Consider the following 23,221-nt stretch of genomic DNA (forward strand, 5'->3'; position numbering starts at 1 on the left):
GCGGGATCTCACCACCTGTTCCCAAATTCTGTAACGTGTTCTAGTGTTCAGAGTCACAGCACGTTCAGGGGAGGAAATGACCGTGAGTACGACCGCTGCCCGATCTGCCGACGATTCCGACCACCTGTCCGAAGTGGCCCGCCCCAGCGACTCCCGTCGAGACCCTGAAGTCCTGCGCGAGGCGCTGCACCACTGGCTCGCCACGCAACTACCCACCGACACGGCACCCGAGATCACGCACGTCCAACTCCCCGAGGCCAACGGCATGTCGAGCGAGACGATACTGTTCGACGCCTCGTGGGCGGGCAAGGTGCATCCGCTGGTCGCGCGGGTAGCCCCGGCCGACACCACGATGCCGGTCTTCCCCAGCTACGACCTCGAGAGCCAATTCCAGGTGATGTCTCGGGTCCGGGAGCATTGCGCCGTTCCGGTCCCTGTCGTCTACTGGTCGGAGTCCGATCCCGGACCGCTGGGCGCGCCGTTCTTCGTGATGGCTCGCATTGCGGGACAAATCCCGCCGGACGTGATGCCGTACAACTTCGGGTCATGGGTCACGGAGGCAACCGACACGCAGCGCGCACTGCTCCAGCACAGTTCGGTGAATGTGCTTGCCCAACTCCACGACATCGAGCAACCCTGGGAGCGGTTCTCCTTCCTACGACTGCCGGGTTCCGGCCCGGCCGTCCACGAGGCACTCGCCGCGCACATCCGGCAACAGCGCGAATTCTACGAATGGACCACACAGTCGGGTCCGCGCTCCCCTCTGATCGAGCGCGGTTTCGCGTGGATCGAGGAGAACCGTCCCAACGACACCTCTCCCGCCGTCTTTTGCTGGGGCGACGCCCGGATCGGCAACATCATGTACGACGACTTCCGACCGGTGGCGGTACTCGATTGGGAAATGGCCACATTCGGCCCACGAGAACTCGACCTCGGCTGGATGACGTACCTGCATCGGTTCTTCGAGGACATCGCCACAGACGCCGGACTCGAGGGGATGCCCGACTTCCTGCGGCCCGGCGACCTCGCCACCCTCTACGAAGAACTGACCAGCCACACACCCCGAAATCTCGAGTACTACATCGTCTATGCAGCCCTGCGCCACGCCACCATCATGCTGCGGATCCAGACTCGCGCCATCCATTTCGGACAAGCCGTCGCACCGGAAGACCCCGACGACCTGATCCTGCACCGCGCCCCACTCGAGGCGATGCTCGACGGCACGTACTGGGAAAAGATCCGATGAGTGCCGACTATACCTCCAACCCTCTCTCCCCGATGGACGACTACCCCATTCATCAGGTGGCGGAACCTATTCGGCGGGTCGCGACATCCGACCGCAACTTCTACGACCGCTACTACTTCAACTGTTACCCGTCCACCGATCTGAATCTGTTCCTCATCATCGGGCTCGGCCAATACCCCAATCTCGGTGTGACGGACGCTTTCGCGGTGCTCCGCCGCGGTGACGACCATATTGTCGTGCGCGGGTCGGCGGCGCTGGGCCACGACCGCAGCGACACAACGGTCGGGCCGTTCCGAGTCGAGGTCCTCGAGGGCCTGCAACGACTGCGTGTGGTACTTGCACCCGGCGAGTACGACCTCTCCTTCGACCTCACCTTCGACGCCACGATTCCCGCGACGCTCGAGCCACGACACTTCCGCAGGCAACTCGAACGCGTCACGTTCGATACCAGTCGTTTTGTCCAAACTGGCACCTGGACAGGCAAACTCGTGATCGACGACCAGTCCCGGTCCGTCACTCCTGACACCTGGCGTGGCAACCGCGACCGGTCCTGGGGTGTTCGCCCGGTTGGCGAGGCCGAGCCGTCCGGAAGGCGTGCAGTCGACGGGATCCAGAACTTCTTCTGGATCTACGCGGTAATGCAGTTCGATCACTACTCGATCTCGGTCATCTTGCAGGAAGACGAGCGCGGCAGGCGCATAGTCGAGGAAGCCGTCCGCATCTGGCCGGAGCCGGACACCGAACCAGAATGGCTGGGCAGGCCCGAACATCAGTTGGTGTTCGCACCGGGAACGCGGGACGTCACGTCGGCTTCACTCACCTTCCACCGGCCGACCGGCGAGATCATCGCCGTCACCTGCGAGTTGCTGCTGCCGAACTACATCGGGATCGGTACCGGATACGGCCTGGAGGCGGACTGGCGGCATGGCATGTGGCAGGGCGAGCACGTGGTGCAGGGACTGCGCAAGCGGGCATCCGAGATCGAGCCCGGCCTGCGGATGTTCTGCCCCGTCGACAATCTCACCCGATTCCATGTCATGGACAACGGCGAGACCGCCGTCGGGACCGGACTGTTCGAGGTTGCCGCGATCGGGCCCCACGCACCTTACGGATTCGACAATTTCACCGACACAGCCTCCCAGCGGGGGGCGCCGACAAAGGGAATGGACCGATGACCGACTACGACAAGCTCTACATCGGCGGCAAATGGGTAGCGCCTGCGACCGATCAGGTGCTCGAAGTGTTCTCCCCCGCAACCGAGGAACGCGTCGGTAGTTGCCCGGTCGCGTCGCCGGCCGACATCGACGACGCCGTCGTTGTGGCCCGGCGGGCGTTCACCGAGAGCCCCTGGCCGCACACCACGCCTGCGGAGCGGGGCGAGATCCTCGCGAAGGCAGCCAAGCTGATCGAGGAGCGCAGCGAAACTCTCAACTCACTGATCTCGTCCGAGATGGGACAGCCGCCCGCCATGGTCGGCATGATGCAGCAGATACCCTCACTGGCGACCTTGAACTTCTATGCCGGTCTGGCAAACGAGTTCGAGTGGGAACAGACCCGTACCGGCGTGTTCGGCCAGACGCGGGTGCTGCGCGAGCCCGTCGGTGTGGTGGCCGCCGTCCTCGCCTGGAACGTGCCATTGTTCCTGGCCGTCAACAAGCTGGCGCCGGCATTGCTGGCCGGGTGCACCGTTCTGCTGAAACCGGCCCCCGAATCTCCACTCTCTACACATCTTCTCGCCGAGATCTTTGCCGAGGCTGGCGTCCCGGAGGGAGTCATCTCCGTCCTACCCGGTGGCGCCGAGACCGGCGAATACCTCGTCTCGCATCCGGGCATCGACAAGGTGACATTCACCGGCAGCAGCCCGGTCGGCCGCCGAATCGGGGCGATCGCCGCGCAGAACCTCAAGCGCTGCTCGCTCGAACTGGGCGGGAAGTCGGCGGCAATCATCCTCGAGGACGCGGATCTCGCAGCCACGATGCCGATGCTGGTGATGTCCGGGCTGATGAACACCGGCCAGGCGTGCGTCGCGCAGACGCGCATCCTCGCGCCACGCTCGCGTTACCAGGAGGTGCTGGACGCTCTGGTGGCGGGCGCCGAACTCATGACCGTCGGGGCTCCCTCCGACCCAGCTGCCCAACTCGGGCCGCTGATTTCCGAGAAGCAACGCAACCGCGTCGAGGGCTACATCGCAAAGGGCAAGGAGCAGGGCGCTCGCATCGTGCTCGGTGGCGGACGACCCGACGGGCTCGACAAGGGCTGGTACGTCGAGCCCACGATCTTCGCGGACGTCGACAATTCGATGACCATCGCCCGCGAGGAGATCTTCGGGCCAGTCCTGGCTGTGATCCCCTACGACACCGAGGACGAGGCGATCAAGATCGCCAACGACTCCGACTACGGACTCGCCGGATCGGTCTACACCACCGACGTCGAGCACGGTCTCGCCGTCGCGAAGCAAATCCGCACCGGCACCTACGCGATCAACTGGTATGCGTTCGACCCGGGATCCCCGTTCGGCGGCTACAAGGCCTCCGGCATCGGCCGGGAGAATGGGCCGGAGGGGTTGGAATCCTTCTGCGAAACGAAATCCGTCCTGATGCCGCTCGGCTACACCGGATAGCCGGTTGGGTGCCGGGTAAGGGTTCTATCTGTACTTGGACCCGGGTGAGCAATTGGTTGTCGCAGCGGGCGCATTTGGAGGCCTGGGGTGACGATTTGCGCGGCTGCGCAGGTCTGACTTGCGCAGCTGTGGCACCCGCACTCACGTCACTCATGCAGTGGTTCAACAACCGTGGTGGAATATGTCCTGGTGGGAAGCTCGAGATCAACTGGGGGAACCCCTTTAGCCTGGGGATCTATGAGTTCAAGTGCGTGTGATGTCGGAGGTATCTGGTGAAGCGCTATGTCAGTGAGACTTGGCGTGCAGTCCCGCGGCGAGGCCTCCGGGTTCTAATCCCCTTGGTCTTCGTCATGACGGGTAGCAGCTGGGGCGCCCAGGGCTTCAGCGTGGCCGCGGGCGTCTTCGTGGCAGGCATGACATGTGGGGCGGTGGTTCTGCTGCTTCAGGCCCGCGCATCGCTGAACTCGGCGGGTACTGAACGCTAGTTAGTTCCAGAACTACTGGCATTGCAAGCAATGCCACGCATACGGTTCGGGGTCGATGCGGGCGCGAGAGCGCTCGCGGATGTGGCCGAGTTCCCCGACGAACGCGAGTGCGGTGGTGTAATCGTCGGCGGTCAGTGGTGGCAGGTCTGGAGGTAGGCCTGTTCACCGTGGCGCGGAAGTAGCGGCCGAGTTGGTCGACGGCCTTGGCCGTGTTGGGTGGGTCCATTCTGATCGTCGAGTCGACGATGTTGCGGGGGTTGTCGGTCACCACCGGGTCCCTTCTTGCGGGGTGGGGGGTGGTTCCTGTGCCGGTCTGCAGTCTGGCCAGTGCCGATGTTTCTTCGCCTGCAGGCGCTCTCTTGCCCGTCGTTGCGGCCGCGACAGCCCCACTGTTGGATCGGCGCGACCCGCGACCCGCGACCCGCGACCCGCGATGACGACTGTGCGAACGATCTGGTCAACCGAGGCAAAGTGGCGGCGGTGATCGCGCCCGTGGCAGACGGAGCGTTCGTTCGACCGAACGAACTATCGGCTGGTTTGGTCTGGAGGACCGAAGATCGGCGTCCGGTTGTCCTGGATCAAGTAGCGGAAGTGGAGCTCGCCGGCCCTTCGGCGTCCGTGCGGGCTAGCTACCGAATCCGACGCCGCTCAACGGACCACCGACCAGGATGATCTGCGGCATCGTGGCCTGGGGACTGGTCAGATCAGTCAGCGACAAGCATTCGCCTATTACTGCGTATGCCCCGTCCGGGAGTGCCGGCGTTGTGAACGTTTTAGCCGCGTTGCCTGCGCCGTTCGCAAGAACCCTCTCGAGCGGGTTGGTGGCCCACGCCGTGAATCCCGGCTCGAGAATGACCGAGGGATCGGCCAGTACGGCGGGCAACTTGATGGCGTCGAATGCCATGGCACCGCAGGACTGGAACTCCGGCAGAGTCAGGCCGTTGGGATTCGCTATGTTGATGTCGAGACTGTTTCCGTTCACCGCGGATACCACGGTGGGTGGCTGGACGCCCGACGCCGCCGAGGCAGTCGCCGGCGTGATCATGGCAACGATGACGGCCGCCGTGGTGGCGAGGACGGCACTTCCCGCGAATCGTGTCATGCCCCTGCTGAACTTCGTCTGCATCTGCAATCCCTTCGTCGTGCGTGAACTTCGAGAGTCGACGCCGTCACAGACCGAATGGTATGAGTTTGCGGACCAACCATCGCCTGAAACGGCGAATGTCACAGTGGTTCAGTTGAACTGAACCACTGTGACATTCGCTCACCGATGAGGGACTAGCCCAGGCGTTGCTCGAGTGCCTCGAATTCGTCGCGGATGCCGGACGGGACCTTCTCGCCGAGGAATTCGAACCATTCCTTGATGAGCGGCAACTCCTGCTTCCACTCCTCGACGTTCACCTTCAGCGCCTCGTCGACATCGGCGGCGTTCACGTCCAGGCCGTCGAGTTCGAGATCTGCTGCGGTCGGCACGAATCCGATCGGGGTGGACTCGGCACCCGCCTTGCGCTCGATGCGGTCGACGATCCACTTCAGCACGCGCGAGTTCTCGCCGAATCCTGGCCACAGGAAGCGGCCGTCCTCGCCGCGACGGAACCAGTTGACGTAGAAGATCTTCGGCAACTTATCGGAGTCCGCGTTCTTGCCGAGGTCGATCCAGTGGTTGAGGTAGTCACCGGCGTTGTAGCCGATGAACGGGAGCATTGCCATCGGATCGCGGCGAACGGTACCGACGGCACCCTCGGCGGCAGCGGTCTGCTCGGACGACAGTGTCGCACCGAGGAATGTACCGTGCTGCCAGTCGAAGGATTCGCTGACCAGCGGAACCGTGGTCTTGCGGCGTCCACCGAACAGGATCGCCGAGATCGGCACGCCCTGCGGGTCGTCCCACTCGGGGGCGAGGATCGGGCACTGCGACATCGGGGTGCAGTAGCGCGAGTTCGGGTGCGCGGCCTTCTCGTCCGACTCGGGCGTCCAGTCGTTGCCCTTCCAGTCGATGAGGTGCTGCGGGTCTCCCTCGAGGCCCTCCCACCAGATGTCGCCGTCATCGGTCTGGGCGACGTTGGTGTACAGCGAGTTACCGGCTTCGAGTGTCTTTACCGCGTTGGGGTTCGAGCCGTAGTTGGTGCCCGGTGCGACGCCGAAGAAACCGAACTCTGGATTGACGGCGTACAGGCGGCCGTCTTCACCGAAGCGCATCCAGGCGATGTCGTCACCGAGAGTCTCGGCGCGCCATCCGGGAATGGTGGGCTGGATCATCGCAAGGTTGGTCTTGCCGCACGCACTCGGGAACGCGGCCGCGATGTAGTACGGCTTGTTCTCGGGCGAGATCAACTTGAGGATGAGCATGTGCTCGGCCAGCCAGCCCTCGTCGTGGGCCATGGCCGACGCGATACGCAACGAGTAGCACTTCTTACCGAGGAGGGCGTTCCCGCCATAACCGGACCCGTAACTCCAGATCTCGCGATCCTCGGGGAAGTGGGTGATGTACTTCGTGTCGTTGCACGGCCACGGGACGTCGGCCTGGCCCTCAGCGAGGGGTGCGCCCACCGAATGCAGCGCTTTCACGAACGGCTTGTCGGTGCCGAGCTTATCCATCGCTGCGGCACCCATGCGCGTCATGATGCGCATGGACACGACGACGTACTCGGAGTCGGTGATCTCGACACCCAACTTGGGGTCTTCGGCGCCGAGCGGGCCCATACAGAAAGGCACTACGTACATGGTGCGCCCGCGCATGCTGCCGCGGTAGAGATCGGTCATCAGCGACCGCATCTCGGTCGGTTCCATCCAGTTATTGGTGGGACCGGCGTCTATCTCTGTACGCGAGCAGATGTAGGTACGCGACTCGACGCGCGCGACGTCCGACGGATCGGAGTTGCCGACGAACGAGTTCGGCTTCTTCTCGTCGTTGAGGCGGGTGAACGTGCCAGCCTCGACGAGCTGCTGGGTCAATCGATCCCATTCGGCATCCGAGCCGTCGGCGAAAACTACGCGGTCGGGCTGAGTGAGTTCGGCAACCTCTCGAACCCAGGTGAGCAGCTCACTGTGTTCCGTGGGGGGCGTGCCGTCAGTTCCGGTCAGACCGGGAATGGTCGCTGAGGTCATCAAACTCTCCTGGGGTGAGCCGGAACCGGACCCATCTGCCGTCCGCTGAGAAATTCACAGCGAGTGCCAGAAGATCCGATTTCCCCCTCTCGGCGGGGTCCAGCCAGGCCGTCCATGCCACATGGAAGACGCGGGCGCCGGGTGTCCTATCCATAGAGGTTAACGCCGCCGGTCCCATCTCGGGGAATCGGGCGTGGTCGGAAAGGTCACAGAAACGATTCAGATACGCTCCCAGGTGCCTTTCCCGATCCTGGAGAGCGATTTTCGGGGTGTTCAGCCGTTACCGAGAGTCCCCTCGTCGCTGCGTTCCCAGTGAATGACTCCTTCACCGTCGCGATGAAACTCCCACGCGGCGTAAGCGCCGTCCTCATGAATCATCGTCACGTGGTCGACGTCGCCATCCGCGTCCATGTCCGAGGCGATGACCGCCGCGCGTCCGGTGGTGAATGTTTGGGTGTCGAAAATGCCGTCACCATCGACGTCATATGCCGGATCTGTCAGCGCGACCGCTCCAGCGTCGTGACCGAACGTATCGGGGTCTATATCCGGCACATCCAGCACCACAAAGCCCTCCGTCGCCATTGCGACCTCCCTTTCACCTCGAGAACAGTTTCACCCACAAATCGCGGGATTTCAACGTGGTCGGACGCGAAAGCCTGCGAACTGTGCCGAGATGCAGCGAACATCGTCATGACCGGGCGGACCGCTTATCGCGACGAGGTTGAAGGAGGCGGTGTGGCGACCTGCGCACCGCTGCAAGGCAGCGTGACCCCAGAGGGCATGAACTCCGCATGCCCGGAACTATCCATACCGTGTCGCGAGCGCGATGACACCAGCCACAACACATAATGGAACCCGTCCACGATCCGGGGAAGGCACCCCGTCGACCGAACTCTCTGCGGTTTTGCCACTGTCAGTCGCTAACAGGAAGTTATCTACCAGGAGGAGAGCCCATGACGGACGACAAGGCCGGCCAGGACATCGACGCGAAGTTCCCAGCGACTCTCATCGCTGACGAACGCAGCGGGTGGCCATGCGTGCAGATGCCTGGCTCAGCCGAGTTCTTCGGCACCGGTAAGGCCGTTAAGGTCGCGGGAACCGTGGACGGTCACGACTACGAGGCCACGATGCTGCCCACCGGAGGCGGAGTGCACATGATGCCACTGCGCGCGGCGTTCCGGAAGATTCTCAAGAAGGACGTCGGCGACGAGGTGACGATCCACCTGACCCGACGCGTGTCCTGACCCTGGCGTTGCCGCCGTTGCAGGGCCGGTTCGCCGTGCCCGGCAACGGCGGCGCTGCGTGGCAACGCACGCTTAGCTTCGGGCAACTCCACCCCCTGGGCGCTGTGCGCTGGCGTTCGAGTTGGTCGTCACCATGCCAGTACCTATTCTCTCTGCCATCGCTACGGCTTCTCCGGAACGAGAAACCCTCACACTCAATGTCGCGGCGGCGCGGCTTCACCCCTCAATTGGAAATGCTTCACCCCTCAATTGGAAATATTGACAAGCTGATTCGCGTAAACACTCTGACGCCACAAATTTCCGCGGCCACAGTGAAGGAGCTGGCCGGTCGTTCGTCGCTCCAGGTTTCGGACGGTGAACTGACCGTGCTGCGCACTGATGCACGGCAGGACGCGTACCCCGACGACGACCGGAAGTTCATCGGTTTCCACACCGAACACACGGACGACCAAATCGGGGCGGCCAGCCTCCGTTGGTAGCGCTCCTCACCGGCTCGTGTTCTCGATAACGAGCTCTGGGCGGTCACTGTCTCGACCATCCCGGTAGCGGTCTACCAAGTCACCGAATATGCCGATTCCATGATCAGGCCGGGTGAGAACCAGCCTCGCCACTAATACGCCGGAAAGCTGTTGGCGCGTGTCTATTCGGGGATGGGCGAGGTAGCGGTTCGAGGGACTACGCCTGGTCACCGACGACATGCGGTTGAGCAGATCATGATGAGTACCCGCCTCGCGGTATCTAACGGTGGGCCGATCGGATACCTCGAACCCTGACGAATGTTGTCGAGAGCTGGCCTGGACCGAAAGGCGTCCAGGCCGGCCAACTCTCGTCTTTGCCATCTCACGCGGTGAGCGACGCAGGGGTTGTTCCACCGAATCTGAAGCAGGCAGGGACTACGGGCATCACGCCCTAGTCAATCTGGCGTCGGACTTCGCTGATCCTCGCTGCATCTCGATAAGCTGCGACCGGACACCTGTGTATTCAGACACCTATGTATTCAGACGGTCCGCCGCCAGGTTCGGTTCTCCCGCTCGTCCCTGAACGTGCTGCAGTCCGCGATCGACGGCAGCAAGGTCGCGCTCGCACGATGACAACTGCCCGTTACGTCTGGCGGCCAGTGAACGGAGTTCGCCTTCGATCTGCGCGACCCTCTCGTCCACCTGCTGGACGCGAACCCGGCTCTCGGCGATGACCGCCTCACCGACCTGGGTTTCGACGGCAAGCAGTTGACCCAGAACGAACTGCTCCCACTGGGACCGGGCGTGAGCCAACACATCGGTGGTCCACCGCCGTACATGGGCACGCTCCGCGATATGTCCGCGAGCCCTCGTTAGCCACCACGCCGCGACGGCTCCCAGAGCGAGGGTCAGGGGAATGGTCGCGACGTCGAGCACGGGCACCATCGACAACGGCGAGACCGCCAGCCTGCCCAGGCCCAGGCCCACAGACGCTCCAACCAAAATCGTTATCCGATCCTCGAGTCCGCGATGCCGTCGCTGCGGCCCTTCCGGAGAGAGCGCGTCCGTCAGAGGAACCTCGGACCCCAGCGCTGACGGTGTGACGCCCATGCAGGTGCGGAGATCGTCGAGGCGCGCGGTCGCGGCGGCGTCGACCACGGCGCTCTTCTCGCGGATCAGTTGCGCCAACCGGTCCGGGTAGCAGGCGAGGGCCGCACGGCCTGCGCGATCGATCTCCGCGCGGGCGGTCGCTCCCGCCGCACGCACCTGAAATGCCACCTCGTGCATCAACTCGACCCTGGCTAGCTGGACGTGGCCGCGCAACTGCGCCGCACCTTCGGTCCGCCAGCCGTCGCGGTGCGCCAAAGCGTGAACTCGCTCGGCGCGCAATTCCGCGCCCGGGTCGGTCTCTCGGATTGACCGCGCGGTGGACACGATCATCCGCCGGGTCTGTTCGAGCACGGTTTCGGCGGCCGAACGCACATCACGTGCCTCGCCGCGGGACGCGAAGAGTATTGCCGCGAGCAACGCCTCGACGCCGGACCCGGTCGACGTCACCGTCACCGGATGGATCTTCACGTTGGCGAACCGCACCGAATGGCGGGCCAGCAGCATCCCGTTGCGCTCGCTCACTCTGGCCCAATCGCGGTGGACGTCAGTTTTGGTGAGAGCGAATATCACCGGGCATGCGGGTGGTGCGACCACGTCGAGGACGGCCAGTTCTTCGCGTCCCAGCGGTGCCGCAGCATCGAGCACCATCAGTACGACGCCGGCCTCGCCCGGATTCTCCACGAACGCGAGTGCCGATGAGTCGAGCGCGCGAAGCCTGCCCATCAGCCTGGATTTCCCCGCGCGAGGCGGCCCCGCCACGAACACACCGCGACCCGGACTCCGGCCGGACTCCAGTTGCGCAACAGCAACCGGGTTCCAGCGGGTGACGACGGCTACTGCATCGGCCGGCAGATCCGATAGCTGTGACTGTGGCGTCGTCACGCGCTGCGACTGCCGCTCATCTGTTGCCAGAGGCGGATGTAGTGGCGACGGATCTCGACGACGGCCCGGCGCTGACGGGCTGACAGTTGCCCGGAGAGTTGCGCTCGCCACCAGTCTGCACACCGGACTGCGTCATCGGCGGTCTGCGGCAACCCCGGTGCATCCGAGGCCCAGTCCCCTAGGTGCAGTCGTGCTGCCTCTGCGCCGAGCGCGACGGCGTCGTCCCCGGCGAGATACTTCTCCAGCACGTCGCGGGCCGAACCGCTGCGCACCGCAGGTGACCGCAGAGCGCGAAGCAGTCCCTCGGCCCGCTGCGCCCGGATTCGCTCGACCCGGTCGGTGACCGCGGCCGACATTGCACCGCTTCCGCTCGCGTCACGCAGGAGTGCACCGAGACCGGCGGCGTCGAGTTCCGGGTTCGCCGCTACGGCCACCCCCGCACAGGCCACGCCGTAAGCACCCCACCGACCTTCGAGGTCTCCCGGGCAGGTCAGGAGAACGGCTAGATCCGAATCCGACGGCACAGCGGTGATAGCGAGCGAACCGATCAGTGGCAGGGTTGCAAAGCCGCAGTCGGCCGCGCAGTCCGCCGCGCGGGCGACCGCAGAAGACCACACGACGTCGGGAGCACGCGACTCACCCACGGTGTCCGACTTGTTGAGTACGACGAGGACCCGGGCCGAATCAAGGGTCCGCACGGCCTCCCGGTCTGCGTCACGTAGCGATTCGACCAGAACGTAGACCACCACGTCCCCGTCGAGCGTCGGATCGGGCGCATCGGGCACGTCGACCGCGTCCGATTCCTCGATGACCGCACCTGTGATCTCACTCGCGGTCAGCGCCGCGGCCACCGTGGATCTGCCCACGCCCGCGCGACCGGTCGTCTGCACACGAATCGGTGCCCGAAACGCGGTTGCGGCTTCGCGGACGCTGTGTCCGGCCACCCGGTCCAGTGCCGCGACCTGTTCGACGAGTCGCGACAACTCGCCCCTCGCATCCACCGTGCTCATGACGCAGCCACCCCTTTCGCAACGCGCCGATTCTGTCAGATCCCGATCGAACCGGCGTAAGCAACGGTGCAGGCTGGGCACGGATTATCAAAATGCCTCGGCGCGAAGTTCGGACCCGTATGCCGGAATCGGCCCTCATGCGTGACAATGGTCCGGTGAACCACGCCGATCAGGACATACCCGCCGGCCCGGAGGGAGGTCAGACGAAGGACGCGAAGAGGTCCCGTCTCCACCCGCGGGTAACGAGTTTCCGCTCACGCAGGGGTGCCCTGACCGCCGCGCAGCAGGCCTCGTGGGACCGGCAGTGGCCGACGATCGGCGCAGATGTGTCGGACAATCGCCTGGACCCGAACGCGTGGTTCGGTCGGGACGCCCCCCTGATTCTCGAGATCGGCTCGGGCACGGGCACCGCCACGGCGGCGATGGCACAGGCCGAACCCCACGTGAATCTGATAGCCGTAGAGGTCTACCGGCCAGGACTCGCGCAACTGCTGCAGCAGATCGAACGGGACCAGATCCCAAACATCCGGGTACTCCGCGGTGATGCCATGGACGTGCTGGAAAATATGATCGAACCGGAATCACTCACAGGTGTCCGGGTATTCTTCCCAGACCCCTGGCCGAAAGCCCGACACCACAAGCGGCGCCTTCTGCAATCCCCTACTTTCGCACTGATCGCGAGCAGACTGAAGACTGGCGGTGTGTTGCATATCGCAACAGACCACGCCGAGTACGCCGAAGCGATCGCCGAAGCCGGCAACGCGGAACCTCTGCTGACCTCGCTCGATTGGGAATCACCGATGACGCACGAGCGTCCGGTGACGAAGTTCGAGGACAAGGCCCACCGGGTCGGCAGTGCGATCACCGAGTTGATTTGGGGGAAGATCAGGTCATGAGCGTCAGCGAGCAGTACTCCGATACGGCCGACACGGCGCCCGCGGGCACCGCTGGCGCCGTGACGTCAGGATCTCCCACGGTGGGTACTCGTGACGCGCGTCATCAGAAACGGGTCCTGCTCGTCTGGGATGCACCCAACCTGGACATGGGACTCGGCTCCATCCTCGGTGGCCGGCCAACGGCCGCCTACCGGCCACGATTCGACGCGCTCGGTCGCTGGCTGCTCTCCCGAACCGCAGAACTGTCCGCGGCCGACACCTCCACCCTCGAGGCCGAGGCGACGGTCTTCACCAACATCGCGGCTGGCAGCGCCGATGTCGTGAGGCCGTGGGTCGAGGCCTTGCGTAATGTGGGTTTTGCGGTGTTCGCCAAGCCGAAGATCGATGAGGACAGCGACGTCGATTCCGACATGCTGGACCATATCGCGCTTCGTCTCGGTGAGGGTCTGGCCGGTGTCATGGTCGCTTCCGCCGACGGTCAAGCCTTCCGCGAACCGTTGGAGGGCATCGCTGCGACCGGCATTCCGGTTCAGATAATCGGATTCCGCGAGCACGCCAGTTGGGCAGTGGCGTCCGAACTCTTGGACTTCGTCGATCTCGAGGACATCACCGGCGTGTTCCGGGAGCCACTGCCTCGGGTCAGCCTCGACACGCTGCCCGACGAGGGCGCCTGGTTGCAGCCGTTCCGACCGCTTTCCGCCCTGCTCGTCGGGCGAAAAAGTGCTGCCGAGTAGGAGTTGATCTGTGTTCGCGAGCTGGGGAAGCGTCGTCTACCGGGCCCGATTCACCGTCATCGGCATCATGGTTGCCTTGTTGCTCGGTTCGGCCGCCTACGGACTGAGCCTCGAGAAGCATCTCAGCCAGAGCGGCTGGGACGATCCGGGTTCGGAGTCAGTCGCCGCGGCAGAGCTGGCTGACAGCACCTTCGGTCGCGACACCACCAGCGACGTCATAGCGCTCTATACGGCGCCCGAGGGCAAGACGATCGAAGATCCGGAGTTCCAGGCGAAGATTGTCGAGAACCTGGAATCGCTGGTCGCGAACAACCCGGACAAGGTCCTCAGGATCACCGGTGGCTACTTCGAGGTGGGCAACGGGCTACAACTCGCCGCCGCGTCGGATGCCGACAAGCAGCACGCAATCGAAAGTGTGGCGATCGTCGGCGATAACGACACCGAGGTCACGAATAACTTCGGTGACATCAAGGACGAGTTCTACATCGACGGTATCGATGTGCAACTCTCCGGGCTCCAGCCCGTCGCCAACGCTTTGACCGACACGATGGCCAACGACATCCGCCGGATGGAAATGCTGGCGATTCCCGCCGTAGGCATCCTTCTGTTCTTCGTGTTCGGCGGCGTCGTCGCAGCGGCGTTGCCGCTGATCATCGGAGGTCTGACAGTCGTCGGCGCCAACGGCATCGTCCGTCTGTTCACCAACTTCACCGAGGTCAACTCATTCGTCGCACCCGTGGTCTCCCTGGTGGGCCTCGGCCTGGCCATCGACTACGGGTTATTCATCGTCAGCCGATTCCGAGAAGAGATGGCGGAGGGGCACGACACCGCCTCCGCCGTCCGTAGAACGGTCATGACCGCGGGTCGCACCGTGACCTTCTCCGCAACGATGATCATCGTCAGCCTCGGCGGGCTGATGCTGTTCCCACAGGGCTTCCTGAAATCGGTCGCCTACGGCGCCATCGCGACGGTCGGACTCGCCGCACTGACGTCCATCACGATCCTGCCGGCGATCCTCGGCATCCTCGGCAAGCGAGTCGACGCCCTCACCCTGGACCGATTCCGTCAAACCAAGAACACCGAAGAAATCGAGGCGAGCATCTGGGGTCGCCTCACCCAGTGGGTGATGCGCAACCCGCTCAAGGTGACCATCCCGATCGTCGTGGGTCTCCTCTTGCTGATCATCCCGCTGACGGGGATCAAGTTTGGTGGCATCAACGAGACCTACCTTCCCCCGAACAATCAGACCCGCGAGGCGCAGGAAGAGTTCGACGAGATCTTCCCGAATCTGCGCACCGAACCGATCAAACTTGTCGTGTCCGACGCGGACAACCAGGAACTCGGCCAGATCATCAGGGATGCCAGCGACGCACCTGGCCTGATCGAAAGATTCACTCCTGAGGGGGCCACCAAGGACGGCGTCGTCGTCCTCAAGGCCGGCCTCGTCGACCGCAACGAGTCGAAGCCGGCCATCGACTACCTCCGTGCCATGGACAATCCCGACGGCGTGCAGGTGCTGGTGGGCGGTACCCCGGCGATCGAGCAGGACAGCATCTCGGCGCTCCTCGACCACCTGCCCACGATGGTGATCTCTGTCCTTTTCCTGACGACGCTGCTGATGTTCCTGACGTTCGGCTCGCTGGTGCTGCCGATCAAGGCGGCCTTGATGAGTGCGCTGGGCCTCGGTTCCACGCTCGGCATCCTGACTTGGATCTTCATCGACGGTCACGGTGCGTCGTGGCTGAACTTCACTCCGGGCCCGATCAGTTCGCCCGTCCTGGTGCTGATCATCGCGATCGTCTACGGCCTGTCCACCGACTACGAGGTGTTCCTGCTCTCGCGCATGGTGGAGGCGAGAGCCCAAGGGGCAAGTACGACGGAATCGATCCGCATCGGCACCGCGCACACGGGTCGCATCATCACCGCGGCAGCCCTCATCCTCATCGTGGTCACCGGTGCGTTCGGATTCTCGGAACTGGTGATGATGAAGTACATCTCGTACGGCATGATCGCTGCGCTGATCATTGACGCCACCCTGATCCGTATGTTCCTCGTGCCCGCCACGATGAAACTTCTCGGTGACGACTGCTGGTGGGCGCCGGCGTGGATGAAGCGCATCCAGGAGAAGACAGGTCTCGCTGAGCCCATCCTCGACACCGAGATGATGCCGACCGACGTTCCGGAACTCACCCCGATCGGTGCCGCCGCGTCTGCGCGCGATGCCGCCGGGGCGTTCACGCCCGGGAAGCCTGAACCGCTCACCGAGCCAATCCCCTTGGTCACCCAGGCCCCGGCCGGCAAAAATTCCGAGGACGACGCCGAGACTCTTCAGGCCCAGACCGAAGCTCGACGGTCGGCGACCGGCCGGCCCGCCCGTCCACAGAAGGAGAGCGAGGACGCCTCGCCGGCGCAACCGCAGACCACGGCGCTGTCACAGCCCACTCCCCAGCGATCAGCCCCGACGCAGTCACATCCCGCACCGCAGTCACATCCCGCACCGCAGTCACATCCCGCACCGCAGTCACATCCCGCACCGCAGTCACATCCCGCACCGCAGTCACATCCCGCACCGCAGTCACATCCCGCATCGCAGTCGCGTCCGGCGCCGCGACCCCGCCCGGCAGCTCCGACAATGGGGCCCGCCACCGAGTCGCGGCCCATCGAGAGCTGGCTCGCAGACCTTCGATCCACATCCACAGCCGAACGGCGTGCGGTCTCCCTGTCTACGGAAGCGCACCGGACTGCGTCGGTGCCGCCGCTCCCGACCGTCACGCCCCGCCCGGTGTCCCCGCCGCCGAAGCCTCGCGAACCGGAGGCCCCGGAGTCCGCGAATAGCGATCAGCGCGAAAAAGGCACGAGCGGAACCCCTGCAAAGGACGCGACCGACGCACCGGCCAACGGCACGCGTCGTCGTAGCGGCGACGAGCCCCCCTCCGATCCGGACGACGCGTCGAGCGGCAGGCATCGAGCGGACGACGCCGCCGCCGTGAGCGTGAGCGAGCTCATCGCCCGGCAGCACCGGCAATGACGAAATCACATCCGATGAGGTTTGCTACCTGAACATCCGGCGAAACGACGTGCCCAGAGAATGTCTTGCGGTGACGCTCCCGAATCGGAGCTTGCCCCGTGCTACGACATGCAGTGGGCCGATCGGCGGGCCGGTCCGAACCTTGTTACTCACCATGCCGCCGATCGTTTCCACCCCGGCGAGGTCGACCGTCGCTTCTTCCGGTACAACAAGCGTGATTGTGCTTCCGTAATCGTCGATCGCGACATGCACCACCTGCGTCGCCATGACGGCTCGGGTGAAGTCGAGCGACACTGTAGACAGCTTGGTGTTCACTTGGAGGACCGGTGCAACACTCCACCGCCCGGTACGGCTAATGGTTGACAACCGGCCCTGGATGACGCCTCCCGCCATCGGGGCCTGTGGCAAATACGCGTTCGGTGGCGCCGGGCGCGCCACCTGTTGTGGGTCAGGGTACGGGGGAACGGGGTACGGGGTACGTGCGAACTCGGAAACGATGGCGATACCGGGGAGATCCGCCAGAACTGCGTTCAACTCCCCCCGCGTCTTCGCGGCGAGAGCCGTGTCCATCCGTTCCGTGAACTCACCGAGCGAAAGCATCCCCTGGCCCACAGCCCGCTGCAACAACTCGCCGACATGTTCCCGTTCCGCATCCGATACGCGCAGATTCCGTGCCTCCATACCGATCAGAATAGGCAACCCATTCTTAGAAGTATCCGGAAGGCTCCGGTCTTCACCGCGTCCGGAACGTGCCCATTGACGTCGGTGGTGAGGTTTGCGTTCGAGTTCTTCCTGTTTCCGAGTGCTGCTCGTTCGCTGCACCTGCGGAGGATATCGACGTTCGGAGAATATCGGGCGGTTCGCTCCCGGGACGCACGCGTTCGCGCGCATTGAGGGACATGCACTACTCCACTGTTGACACCCGCTAAGTTAAACGGCGTGCGGGAATTCTATAGAGCGATTGCGACGACAGTCCGCAGCCGATGGCCGCTCTATATGTTTTCGATGCTTCTCGCCAATTTCTTCGGCGCCATTCTCGTCTTCGCGTTCGTGCGCTACGGCGTGCCGATCCCGGAAACGCCGGCCATCGCCGCCGACCGGGTGCGCAACTTCGTCATCTTCGGCGGCTACCTCGCGTTCGCCACCGTCGTGAGCCTTATCGCCGCCGCGATGATGCTGAGATCGGTCGTGCAATGGCAGTTGCGGGGGGGTCCACCGACACGCAGCCAGCAGATGTCGGCGCTGCACGCACCGCTGAGGCAGGCGATCGTGCATCTGGTGTTGTGGATCCTGGGCGGCATCCTCTTCGTGATGGTCACGATCAAGGAGATGCCGGATCTCGCGATTGTTGTGATCGTCACTGTCGGCATGGCGGCCACGACCACGTTCGGCTTCACCTACATGCTCGGCGAACGCATCCTTCGCCCGGTGGCTGCTCGCGCCCTCAGCGAGGGCGACTTCGACCGGACCGTGGCTCCCGGCGTCGGCATCCGGATGGCTATGACCTGGGGGCTCGGAACGCTGCTGCCCGTCATCGGCATCATCCTGCTGTGCGTCATGCAGCTGACCGACGGACTGCGATATTCTTCCAAAGCCCTCGCGTGGGCGATCCTGCTGCTATCGATCATCACGATCGCCCAGGCTTTCGCGTTGTCGATGCTGACGGCTAGCCAGATCTCCGACCCCATCAAGCAACTGCGACGAGCCATCGAACGCGTCCAGCGCGGTGCCACCGATGTCCACGTCGAGGTGTTCGACGGAAGCGAGATCGGGCGACTGCAGGTCGGGTTCAACCGCATGATGCGCGAATCGGACGAACGACGACGCCTGCGCGAGTTGTTCGGTCAACATGTCGGCGAGGACGTCGCGCGCCGCGCGCTGCAGTTCGGAACCGAACTCGGGGGTGAGACGCGGTTCGTGGCCGTGTTGTTCGTCGACATGGTCGGTTCCACCGGCGCTGCGGCGGAGCGACCCCCGGGAGAGGTCGTGAACCTGCTCAATGAGTTCTTCCGCATAGTCGTCGGGGTGGTCGACCGGCACAATGGCTTCGTCAACAAATTCATGGGTGACGCAGCCCTCGCGATCTTCGGAGCCCCCCTCGACCGTCCGGACGCGCCGACGGCCGCGCTGGCCGCAGCGCGGGAGTTGCGGTTTGCACTTCACCGGATCACCGGCCTCGACGTCGGAATCGGCGTCTCCGCGGGCCTGGCAGTCGCAGGCAACATCGGCGCCTCCGAACGCTTCGAGTACACGGTGATCGGCGACCCCGTCAACGAGGCGTCGCGACTCACTGAGCTCGCCAAGCTTCACCCGAGCCGGGTGCTGGCATCCACGAGTGCCTTGTATTTCGCCGACGACGACGAACAAGGGCACTGGGAACTCGGTGAACAGGTGCAGTTACGAGGGCGTCGCCGCAACACGCATCTGGCTTGGCCCGAGGACTATCCGGTGTGATCCGCTACCCGTTGGTTACGCTGACCAACGTGGCCCAGCCTCTATCCGACCCGCCCCCTGCCGAGCCAACTCGGCAACGAAGTCGCTTCTGGTGGATCAAGTGGCTGCTCGGCGGCGGCCTTCTGGCACTGCTCACCGTCGAGGCCATTTACCTGTGGCCAACGCTCAGCGACTCGTGGAGAGCGCTCACCGAGATCCACTGGGGGTGGGTCGCCGCGTGCATCGGCGCTCAGGCCGTCTCCTTGAGCGGGTACGGCGCCGTCCAGCAGCGGTTGTTGCAGGCGGGTGGGGTCGTCGTTAGTCAGCGGAAGTCGGTGTCGGTGATCTACGCGAGTACGGCGATGGCCGTCAGCCTGCCGGCCGGTCAGGTGTTCTCCACGGCGTTCACCTACAAGCAGACCCGCAAGTGGGGCGCTACTCCCGTCGTGGCGTCGTGGCAGCTGGCGATCTCGGGGGTGATCGCCGCGGGCAGCCTTGCGCTGCTCGGCGCTGCCGGCGCGTTCGCGGTGGGTACGAGGGTCAGCCCGATTACCCTGGCGCTGTCGTTGGTCGCGGCCTTCGCTCTGTTCTTCGCTCTGCGGTACGTCTCCCGGAACCCCGATTCCGTCGAGTCGATCGGACGGTGGGTGCTGTCCCGGTACAACATGTCGCGCGACAATCCGCCGGACACCGGCGTCGACCGGTGGAGGAGGATCCTCAGCCAGCTCGATTCGGTCGAACTCGGCCGCCGCGATTCCCTGATCGCGTTCGGATGGTCGGGCGTGCACCGGATCGCCGACGTCGCGTGTCTCGGTTTCGCGTGCTGGGCGGTGGGCGCGGAACCGTCACTGGCGGGCTTGCTCATCGCGTTCGCCGCAGCCAAGGCCGTGGCGAGTATTCCTCTGGCCCCCGGCGGGCTGGGGTTCGTCGACGGCACGCTGATTGCCACCTTGACGGCAGCCGGGGCGACAGCGTCGCAAGCCCTCGCGGCCGTCTTCGTCTACCGCGTGGTCAGCTACATCCTCGTCGCACTTGTCGGTTGGATAGTCTTCCTCATCCTGTTCCGGCGCAACCAGCACGAGGACCTGGGGATGGACGTCGAGTTCGAACGACAGGAACAATCGTCGGCGGCCGCCGACGACCACACCACGCGTGCTGCAGACCCCGAGCCCGATTCCCAGCCGTAAATCGCGCACTGCAACGCAACGATTGAGACACCGCGCCTGGCTCTATACTTGCTGGCACATGCTTCCTGGCACGCCCTTCTCACGCACCCACCACACCGTGATGCGCATCACACTCTGGTTGCGGAACAAGTTCCTTTCAGGCATCGTTACATATATTAAATTGAACCTTCAACTACTTCAGTTGTCGTCGATCTAAGGAGTTCACATGACCACCGCCACCGCCGCTCTCCCCAACCTGGCCTCCGGAACCTGGGCCATCGACCCGACCCACTCTTCCATCGGTTTCTCCGTACGCCACCTGATGGTCAGCAAGGTCCGCGGCACGTTCAACGACTTCACCGGCGCGATCACGGTCACCGAGGACGGCATCGCCTCGGTCAACGCCGAGATCCAGGTCTCGTCCATCGACACCAAGCACGCCGACCGCGACGCGCACCTCGCTTCGGCCGACTACTTCGGCGCCGAGCAGTTCCCGACCGCCACGTTCACGTCGACCGCCATCCGCGCACAGGGTGACGACTACGTAGTCGAGGGCGAGTTCACCCTCCACGGCGTGACCCGTCCCGTCGCACTCGCGCTCGCCTTCAACGGCGTCAACCCGGGAATGGGCCACGGCGCGGTGGCGGGCTTCGAAGCCACCACCGAAATCAACCGCAAGGACTTCGGAATCACCGTCGATATGCCGCTCGAAACGGGCGGAGTCGTCGTCGGCGACAAGATCAGCATCATCCTCGAGATCGAGGCCAGCCTGCAGGGCTGAGTCTCCCCGAACAGCAGGCGCCCGTCCTCCTCTCGCAGGGGGCGGGCGCCCGTTCTGCTCTCACAGGCCCACCTCTAGGCTGGGCCTGTGAAGAAGCATCTGCCCGCGCTCGTGCTGGATATCGTCCTCGTCGTCGTGTTCTGTGCCATCGGTCGCCGCAACCACGGCGAGGCCAATGCACTGACGGGGCTGGCCGATACGGCATGGCCGTTCCTGACCGGTCTGGCGGTCGGTTGGATCGCCACTGTCGCGCTCTACCGCGACAAGTTCGACGCGCTCCTGATCGTCCCGACCGGAATCGTGTTGTGGCTGTCGACACTTGTGGTCGGCATGGTGCTACGCATCGTCAGCAGTCAGGGCACGGCACTGAGCTTCGTCATTGTGGCGAGCACCGTTCTCGCCGTGTTGCTCCTCGGCTGGCGTGCCGTTGCGAAAGCTGTCACGAGGGCGCGCCACCACACGATCGTCAGCAAATCCGTATAGTCGGCGCCCGAACTCCGACTCGATGTGAGACAGGTTCCCATGAGTGACACCATCGATCCACGACTGGACGAGAAGAAGTCCGATCACGGCTTCTTCGGCCAACCCGTCGCTCTCTCGAACCTGTTCGGCGTCGAGATGTGGGAACGATTCTCCTTCTACGGGATGCAGGGCATCCTGATCTACTACCTCTACTACTCGGTATCCGACGGCGGACTGGGGATCTCCCAGGCCTCGGCTACCAGCATCGTCGGCGCCTACGGCGGCACGGTGTATCTCTCGACCATCCTCGGCGCTTGGATAGCCGACCGCCTCCTCGGCTCGGAACGCACACTGTTCTACAGCGCTTTGCTGATCATGCTCGGCCACATCGCCCTCGCCGTGCTTCCCGGTCTCGGGGGTGTCGGAGTCGGCCTCGTCTGCGTGGCCTTCGGCAGCGGCGGACTGAAGGCCAATGCCACGTCGCTTGTCGGTGATCTGTACGAGGAGAACGACGACCGCCGCGACGCCGGATTCTCCATCTTCTATATGGGCATCAACCTCGGCGGCCTGGTCGGCCCGCTGCTCACAGGCTGGGCTCAGAACGCGATCGGATTCCACGCCGGCTTCGCGCTCGCCGCGATCGGCATGGCCCTCGGTCTCACCCAGTACACGCTGGGCCGCAAGCGCCTGCGCGGTATCGGCGCGACGGCACCGAACCCGCTCCCGCAGAACCAGCGCGCCCGGTGGATCGCGATTGGCGCTGCCGCAGTGGCCTTGGTGGCGGTACTGAGCTTGACCGGCGCGATCAGCACCAGCAACATGTCGAACATCGTCATCGGATTGACGATCGTGGCGACTATCGGCTACTTCGCGGTCATCCTGACGAGTCGGCGCATCACGGCCGTCGAACGCAGCCGCGTTTACGCGTTCATCCCGATGTTCATCGCCAGCGCAGTCTTCTGGTCGCTGTTCCAGCAGCAGTTCACCACCATCGCGGTGTACGCGGACCAACGACTCAACCGCAACGTGTTGGGCTGGGATTTCCCGCCGTCGTGGGTGCAATCGCTCAATCCCGTCTTCATCATCATTTTCGCGGGTGTCTTCGCGGCGGCCTGGACCAAGCTGGGCCCCCGTCAGCCGTCGACCCCGATCAAGTTCGCGGCTGGCACCACCATCATGGGTATCGCGTTCCTGGCGTTCATCCCGATGTCCGGCGGCGGCACCAACAGCGCGCCGGTGCTCGGCTTGGCCGGCATCCTTCTGCTGTTCACATTTGCCGAACTGCTACTTTCCCCGGTCGGTCTTTCGCTGTCGACGAAACTGGCGCCCAAGGCATTCCACACCCAGATGGTGGCGCTGTTCTTCCTGTCCGTGGCGCTCGGAACTGCCATGGCAGGCACCCTAGCCAGCTACTACAACCAGGACAACGAGGTTCCGTACTTCACAGCGATCGGGCTCGGATCCATCGCCGTGGGCATCACCCTCGCCATCGCCGCCCCGAAGATCAAGCAGCTCATGAAGGGCGTGCACTGACGACCTGGGTTTCTTGTCGGTCCAC

At 64.2% G+C, this 23,221-nt stretch carries 20 protein-coding genes; 14 read left to right on the forward strand and 6 right to left on the reverse strand.

All coding sequences use genetic code 11. The features are described from left to right. Positions 1-76 precede the first annotated feature (76 nt). The 4 genes from RM2_RS10735 to RM2_RS25615 all read left to right on the forward strand — a co-directional run bounded on the left by RM2_RS10735 (position 77) and on the right by RM2_RS25615 (position 4,351). The gene (locus RM2_RS10735) at positions 77-1,246 is read left to right on the forward strand and encodes a phosphotransferase family protein (protein WP_072688956.1); all 1,170 of its coding nucleotides are present in this window, start codon (positions 77-79) and stop codon (positions 1,244-1,246) included. Beyond that, a complete protein-coding gene (locus RM2_RS10740) occupies positions 1,243-2,421 on the forward strand; it encodes an Rv3169 family protein (protein WP_072688958.1) in 1,179 nt (392 codons plus the stop codon). Before RM2_RS10735 ends, RM2_RS10740 begins: the two co-directional genes overlap by 4 nt. Further along, on the forward strand, positions 2,418-3,866 hold the full coding sequence (locus RM2_RS10745; RefSeq protein ID WP_072688960.1) for an aldehyde dehydrogenase: 1,449 nt from the start codon (positions 2,418-2,420) through the stop codon (positions 3,864-3,866). Before RM2_RS10740 ends, RM2_RS10745 begins: the two co-directional genes overlap by 4 nt. 350 nt (positions 3,867-4,216) lie before the next feature. After that, the gene (locus RM2_RS25615; RefSeq protein ID WP_281250409.1) at positions 4,217-4,351 is read left to right on the forward strand and encodes a hypothetical protein; all 135 of its coding nucleotides are present in this window, start codon (positions 4,217-4,219) and stop codon (positions 4,349-4,351) included. 625 nt (positions 4,352-4,976) lie between these two features. Here RM2_RS25615 and RM2_RS10760 read toward each other — a convergent pair. The 3 genes from RM2_RS10760 to RM2_RS10770 all read right to left on the reverse strand — a co-directional run bounded on the left by RM2_RS10760 (position 4,977) and on the right by RM2_RS10770 (position 8,041). Next, positions 4,977-5,477: a hypothetical protein gene (locus RM2_RS10760; protein ID WP_245813836.1), complete on the reverse strand. Its 501-nt coding sequence runs from the start codon at positions 5,475-5,477 to the stop codon at positions 4,977-4,979. A 152-nt stretch (positions 5,478-5,629) separates the two neighbouring features. After that, positions 5,630-7,459, reverse strand: coding sequence for a phosphoenolpyruvate carboxykinase (GTP) (locus RM2_RS10765; protein WP_072688966.1), 1,830 nt, complete (start codon positions 7,457-7,459; stop codon positions 5,630-5,632). A 273-nt stretch (positions 7,460-7,732) separates the two neighbouring features. Continuing rightward, positions 7,733-8,041: a DUF6802 family protein gene (locus RM2_RS10770; RefSeq protein ID WP_072688967.1), complete on the reverse strand. Its 309-nt coding sequence runs from the start codon at positions 8,039-8,041 to the stop codon at positions 7,733-7,735. Between the two features lie 371 nt (positions 8,042-8,412). Here RM2_RS10770 and RM2_RS10775 point away from each other — a divergent pair, with 371 nt between their 5' ends. Together RM2_RS10775 and RM2_RS24475 are read left to right on the forward strand one after the other, a co-directional pair. Beyond that, positions 8,413-8,703 (forward strand): DUF1905 domain-containing protein, encoded by a 291-nt coding sequence (locus RM2_RS10775; protein ID WP_072688968.1) that lies wholly within the window; start codon positions 8,413-8,415, stop codon positions 8,701-8,703. Between the two features lie 311 nt (positions 8,704-9,014). Beyond that, on the forward strand, positions 9,015-9,182 hold the full coding sequence (locus tag RM2_RS24475) for a hypothetical protein (protein ID WP_169846709.1): 168 nt from the start codon (positions 9,015-9,017) through the stop codon (positions 9,180-9,182). Positions 9,183-9,692: 510 nt separating this feature from the next. On the opposite strand, the gene RM2_RS10780 is transcribed toward RM2_RS24475, so the two are convergent. Beyond that, positions 9,693-11,153, reverse strand: a complete 1,461-nt coding sequence (locus tag RM2_RS10780; RefSeq protein WP_072688969.1) for a GTPase Era family protein — start codon at positions 11,151-11,153, stop codon at positions 9,693-9,695. Further along, positions 11,150-12,163: a hypothetical protein gene (locus RM2_RS10785; RefSeq protein ID WP_072688970.1), complete on the reverse strand. Its 1,014-nt coding sequence runs from the start codon at positions 12,161-12,163 to the stop codon at positions 11,150-11,152. The genes RM2_RS10780 and RM2_RS10785 overlap by 4 nt, the downstream gene beginning before the upstream one ends. 119 nt (positions 12,164-12,282) lie before the next feature. On the opposite strand from RM2_RS10785, the gene trmB reads away from it, so the two are divergent. From trmB to RM2_RS10800, 3 genes are read left to right on the forward strand one after another with little or no spacing between them, the layout of a single operon-like run. Then, a complete protein-coding gene (trmB, locus tag RM2_RS10790) occupies positions 12,283-13,059 on the forward strand; it encodes a tRNA (guanosine(46)-N7)-methyltransferase TrmB (RefSeq protein ID WP_174553849.1) in 777 nt (258 codons plus the stop codon). Beyond that, a complete protein-coding gene (locus tag RM2_RS10795) occupies positions 13,056-13,793 on the forward strand; it encodes an NYN domain-containing protein (protein WP_072688971.1) in 738 nt (245 codons plus the stop codon). Before trmB ends, RM2_RS10795 begins: the two co-directional genes overlap by 4 nt. Before the next feature lie 10 nt (positions 13,794-13,803). After that, a complete protein-coding gene (locus tag RM2_RS10800) occupies positions 13,804-16,821 on the forward strand; it encodes an MMPL family transporter (protein ID WP_072688972.1) in 3,018 nt (1,005 codons plus the stop codon). Between the two features lie 24 nt (positions 16,822-16,845). Here the strand turns inward: RM2_RS10800 and RM2_RS10805 are convergent, their stop codons facing one another. Beyond that, positions 16,846-17,502: a DUF1707 SHOCT-like domain-containing protein gene (locus RM2_RS10805; protein WP_072688973.1), complete on the reverse strand. Its 657-nt coding sequence runs from the start codon at positions 17,500-17,502 to the stop codon at positions 16,846-16,848. Positions 17,503-17,817: 315 nt separating this feature from the next. Here RM2_RS10805 and RM2_RS10810 point away from each other — a divergent pair, with 315 nt between their 5' ends. The 5 genes from RM2_RS10810 to RM2_RS10830 all read left to right on the forward strand — a co-directional run bounded on the left by RM2_RS10810 (position 17,818) and on the right by RM2_RS10830 (position 23,196). Beyond that, positions 17,818-19,275, forward strand: a complete 1,458-nt coding sequence (locus RM2_RS10810) for an adenylate/guanylate cyclase domain-containing protein (RefSeq protein ID WP_072688974.1) — start codon at positions 17,818-17,820, stop codon at positions 19,273-19,275. A 29-nt stretch (positions 19,276-19,304) separates the two neighbouring features. Next, a complete protein-coding gene (locus RM2_RS10815) occupies positions 19,305-20,441 on the forward strand; it encodes a lysylphosphatidylglycerol synthase transmembrane domain-containing protein (RefSeq protein ID WP_072689083.1) in 1,137 nt (378 codons plus the stop codon). A 205-nt stretch (positions 20,442-20,646) separates the two neighbouring features. Continuing rightward, positions 20,647-21,201, forward strand: coding sequence for a YceI family protein (locus RM2_RS10820; protein WP_072688975.1), 555 nt, complete (start codon positions 20,647-20,649; stop codon positions 21,199-21,201). An 87-nt stretch (positions 21,202-21,288) separates the two neighbouring features. Next, positions 21,289-21,684 (forward strand): DUF3054 domain-containing protein, encoded by a 396-nt coding sequence (locus tag RM2_RS10825; RefSeq protein WP_072688976.1) that lies wholly within the window; start codon positions 21,289-21,291, stop codon positions 21,682-21,684. A gap of 39 nt (positions 21,685-21,723) precedes the next feature. Beyond that, complete coding sequence (locus RM2_RS10830; RefSeq protein WP_072688978.1) at positions 21,724-23,196, forward strand: peptide MFS transporter; 1,473 nt, start codon at positions 21,724-21,726, stop codon at positions 23,194-23,196. Positions 23,197-23,221 lie beyond the last annotated feature (25 nt).

Origin of the sequence: Rhodococcus marinonascens NBRC 14363, from assembly GCF_001894885.1 — a bacterium.
GTDB lineage: Bacteria > Actinomycetota > Actinomycetes > Mycobacteriales > Mycobacteriaceae > Rhodococcus_F > Rhodococcus_F marinonascens.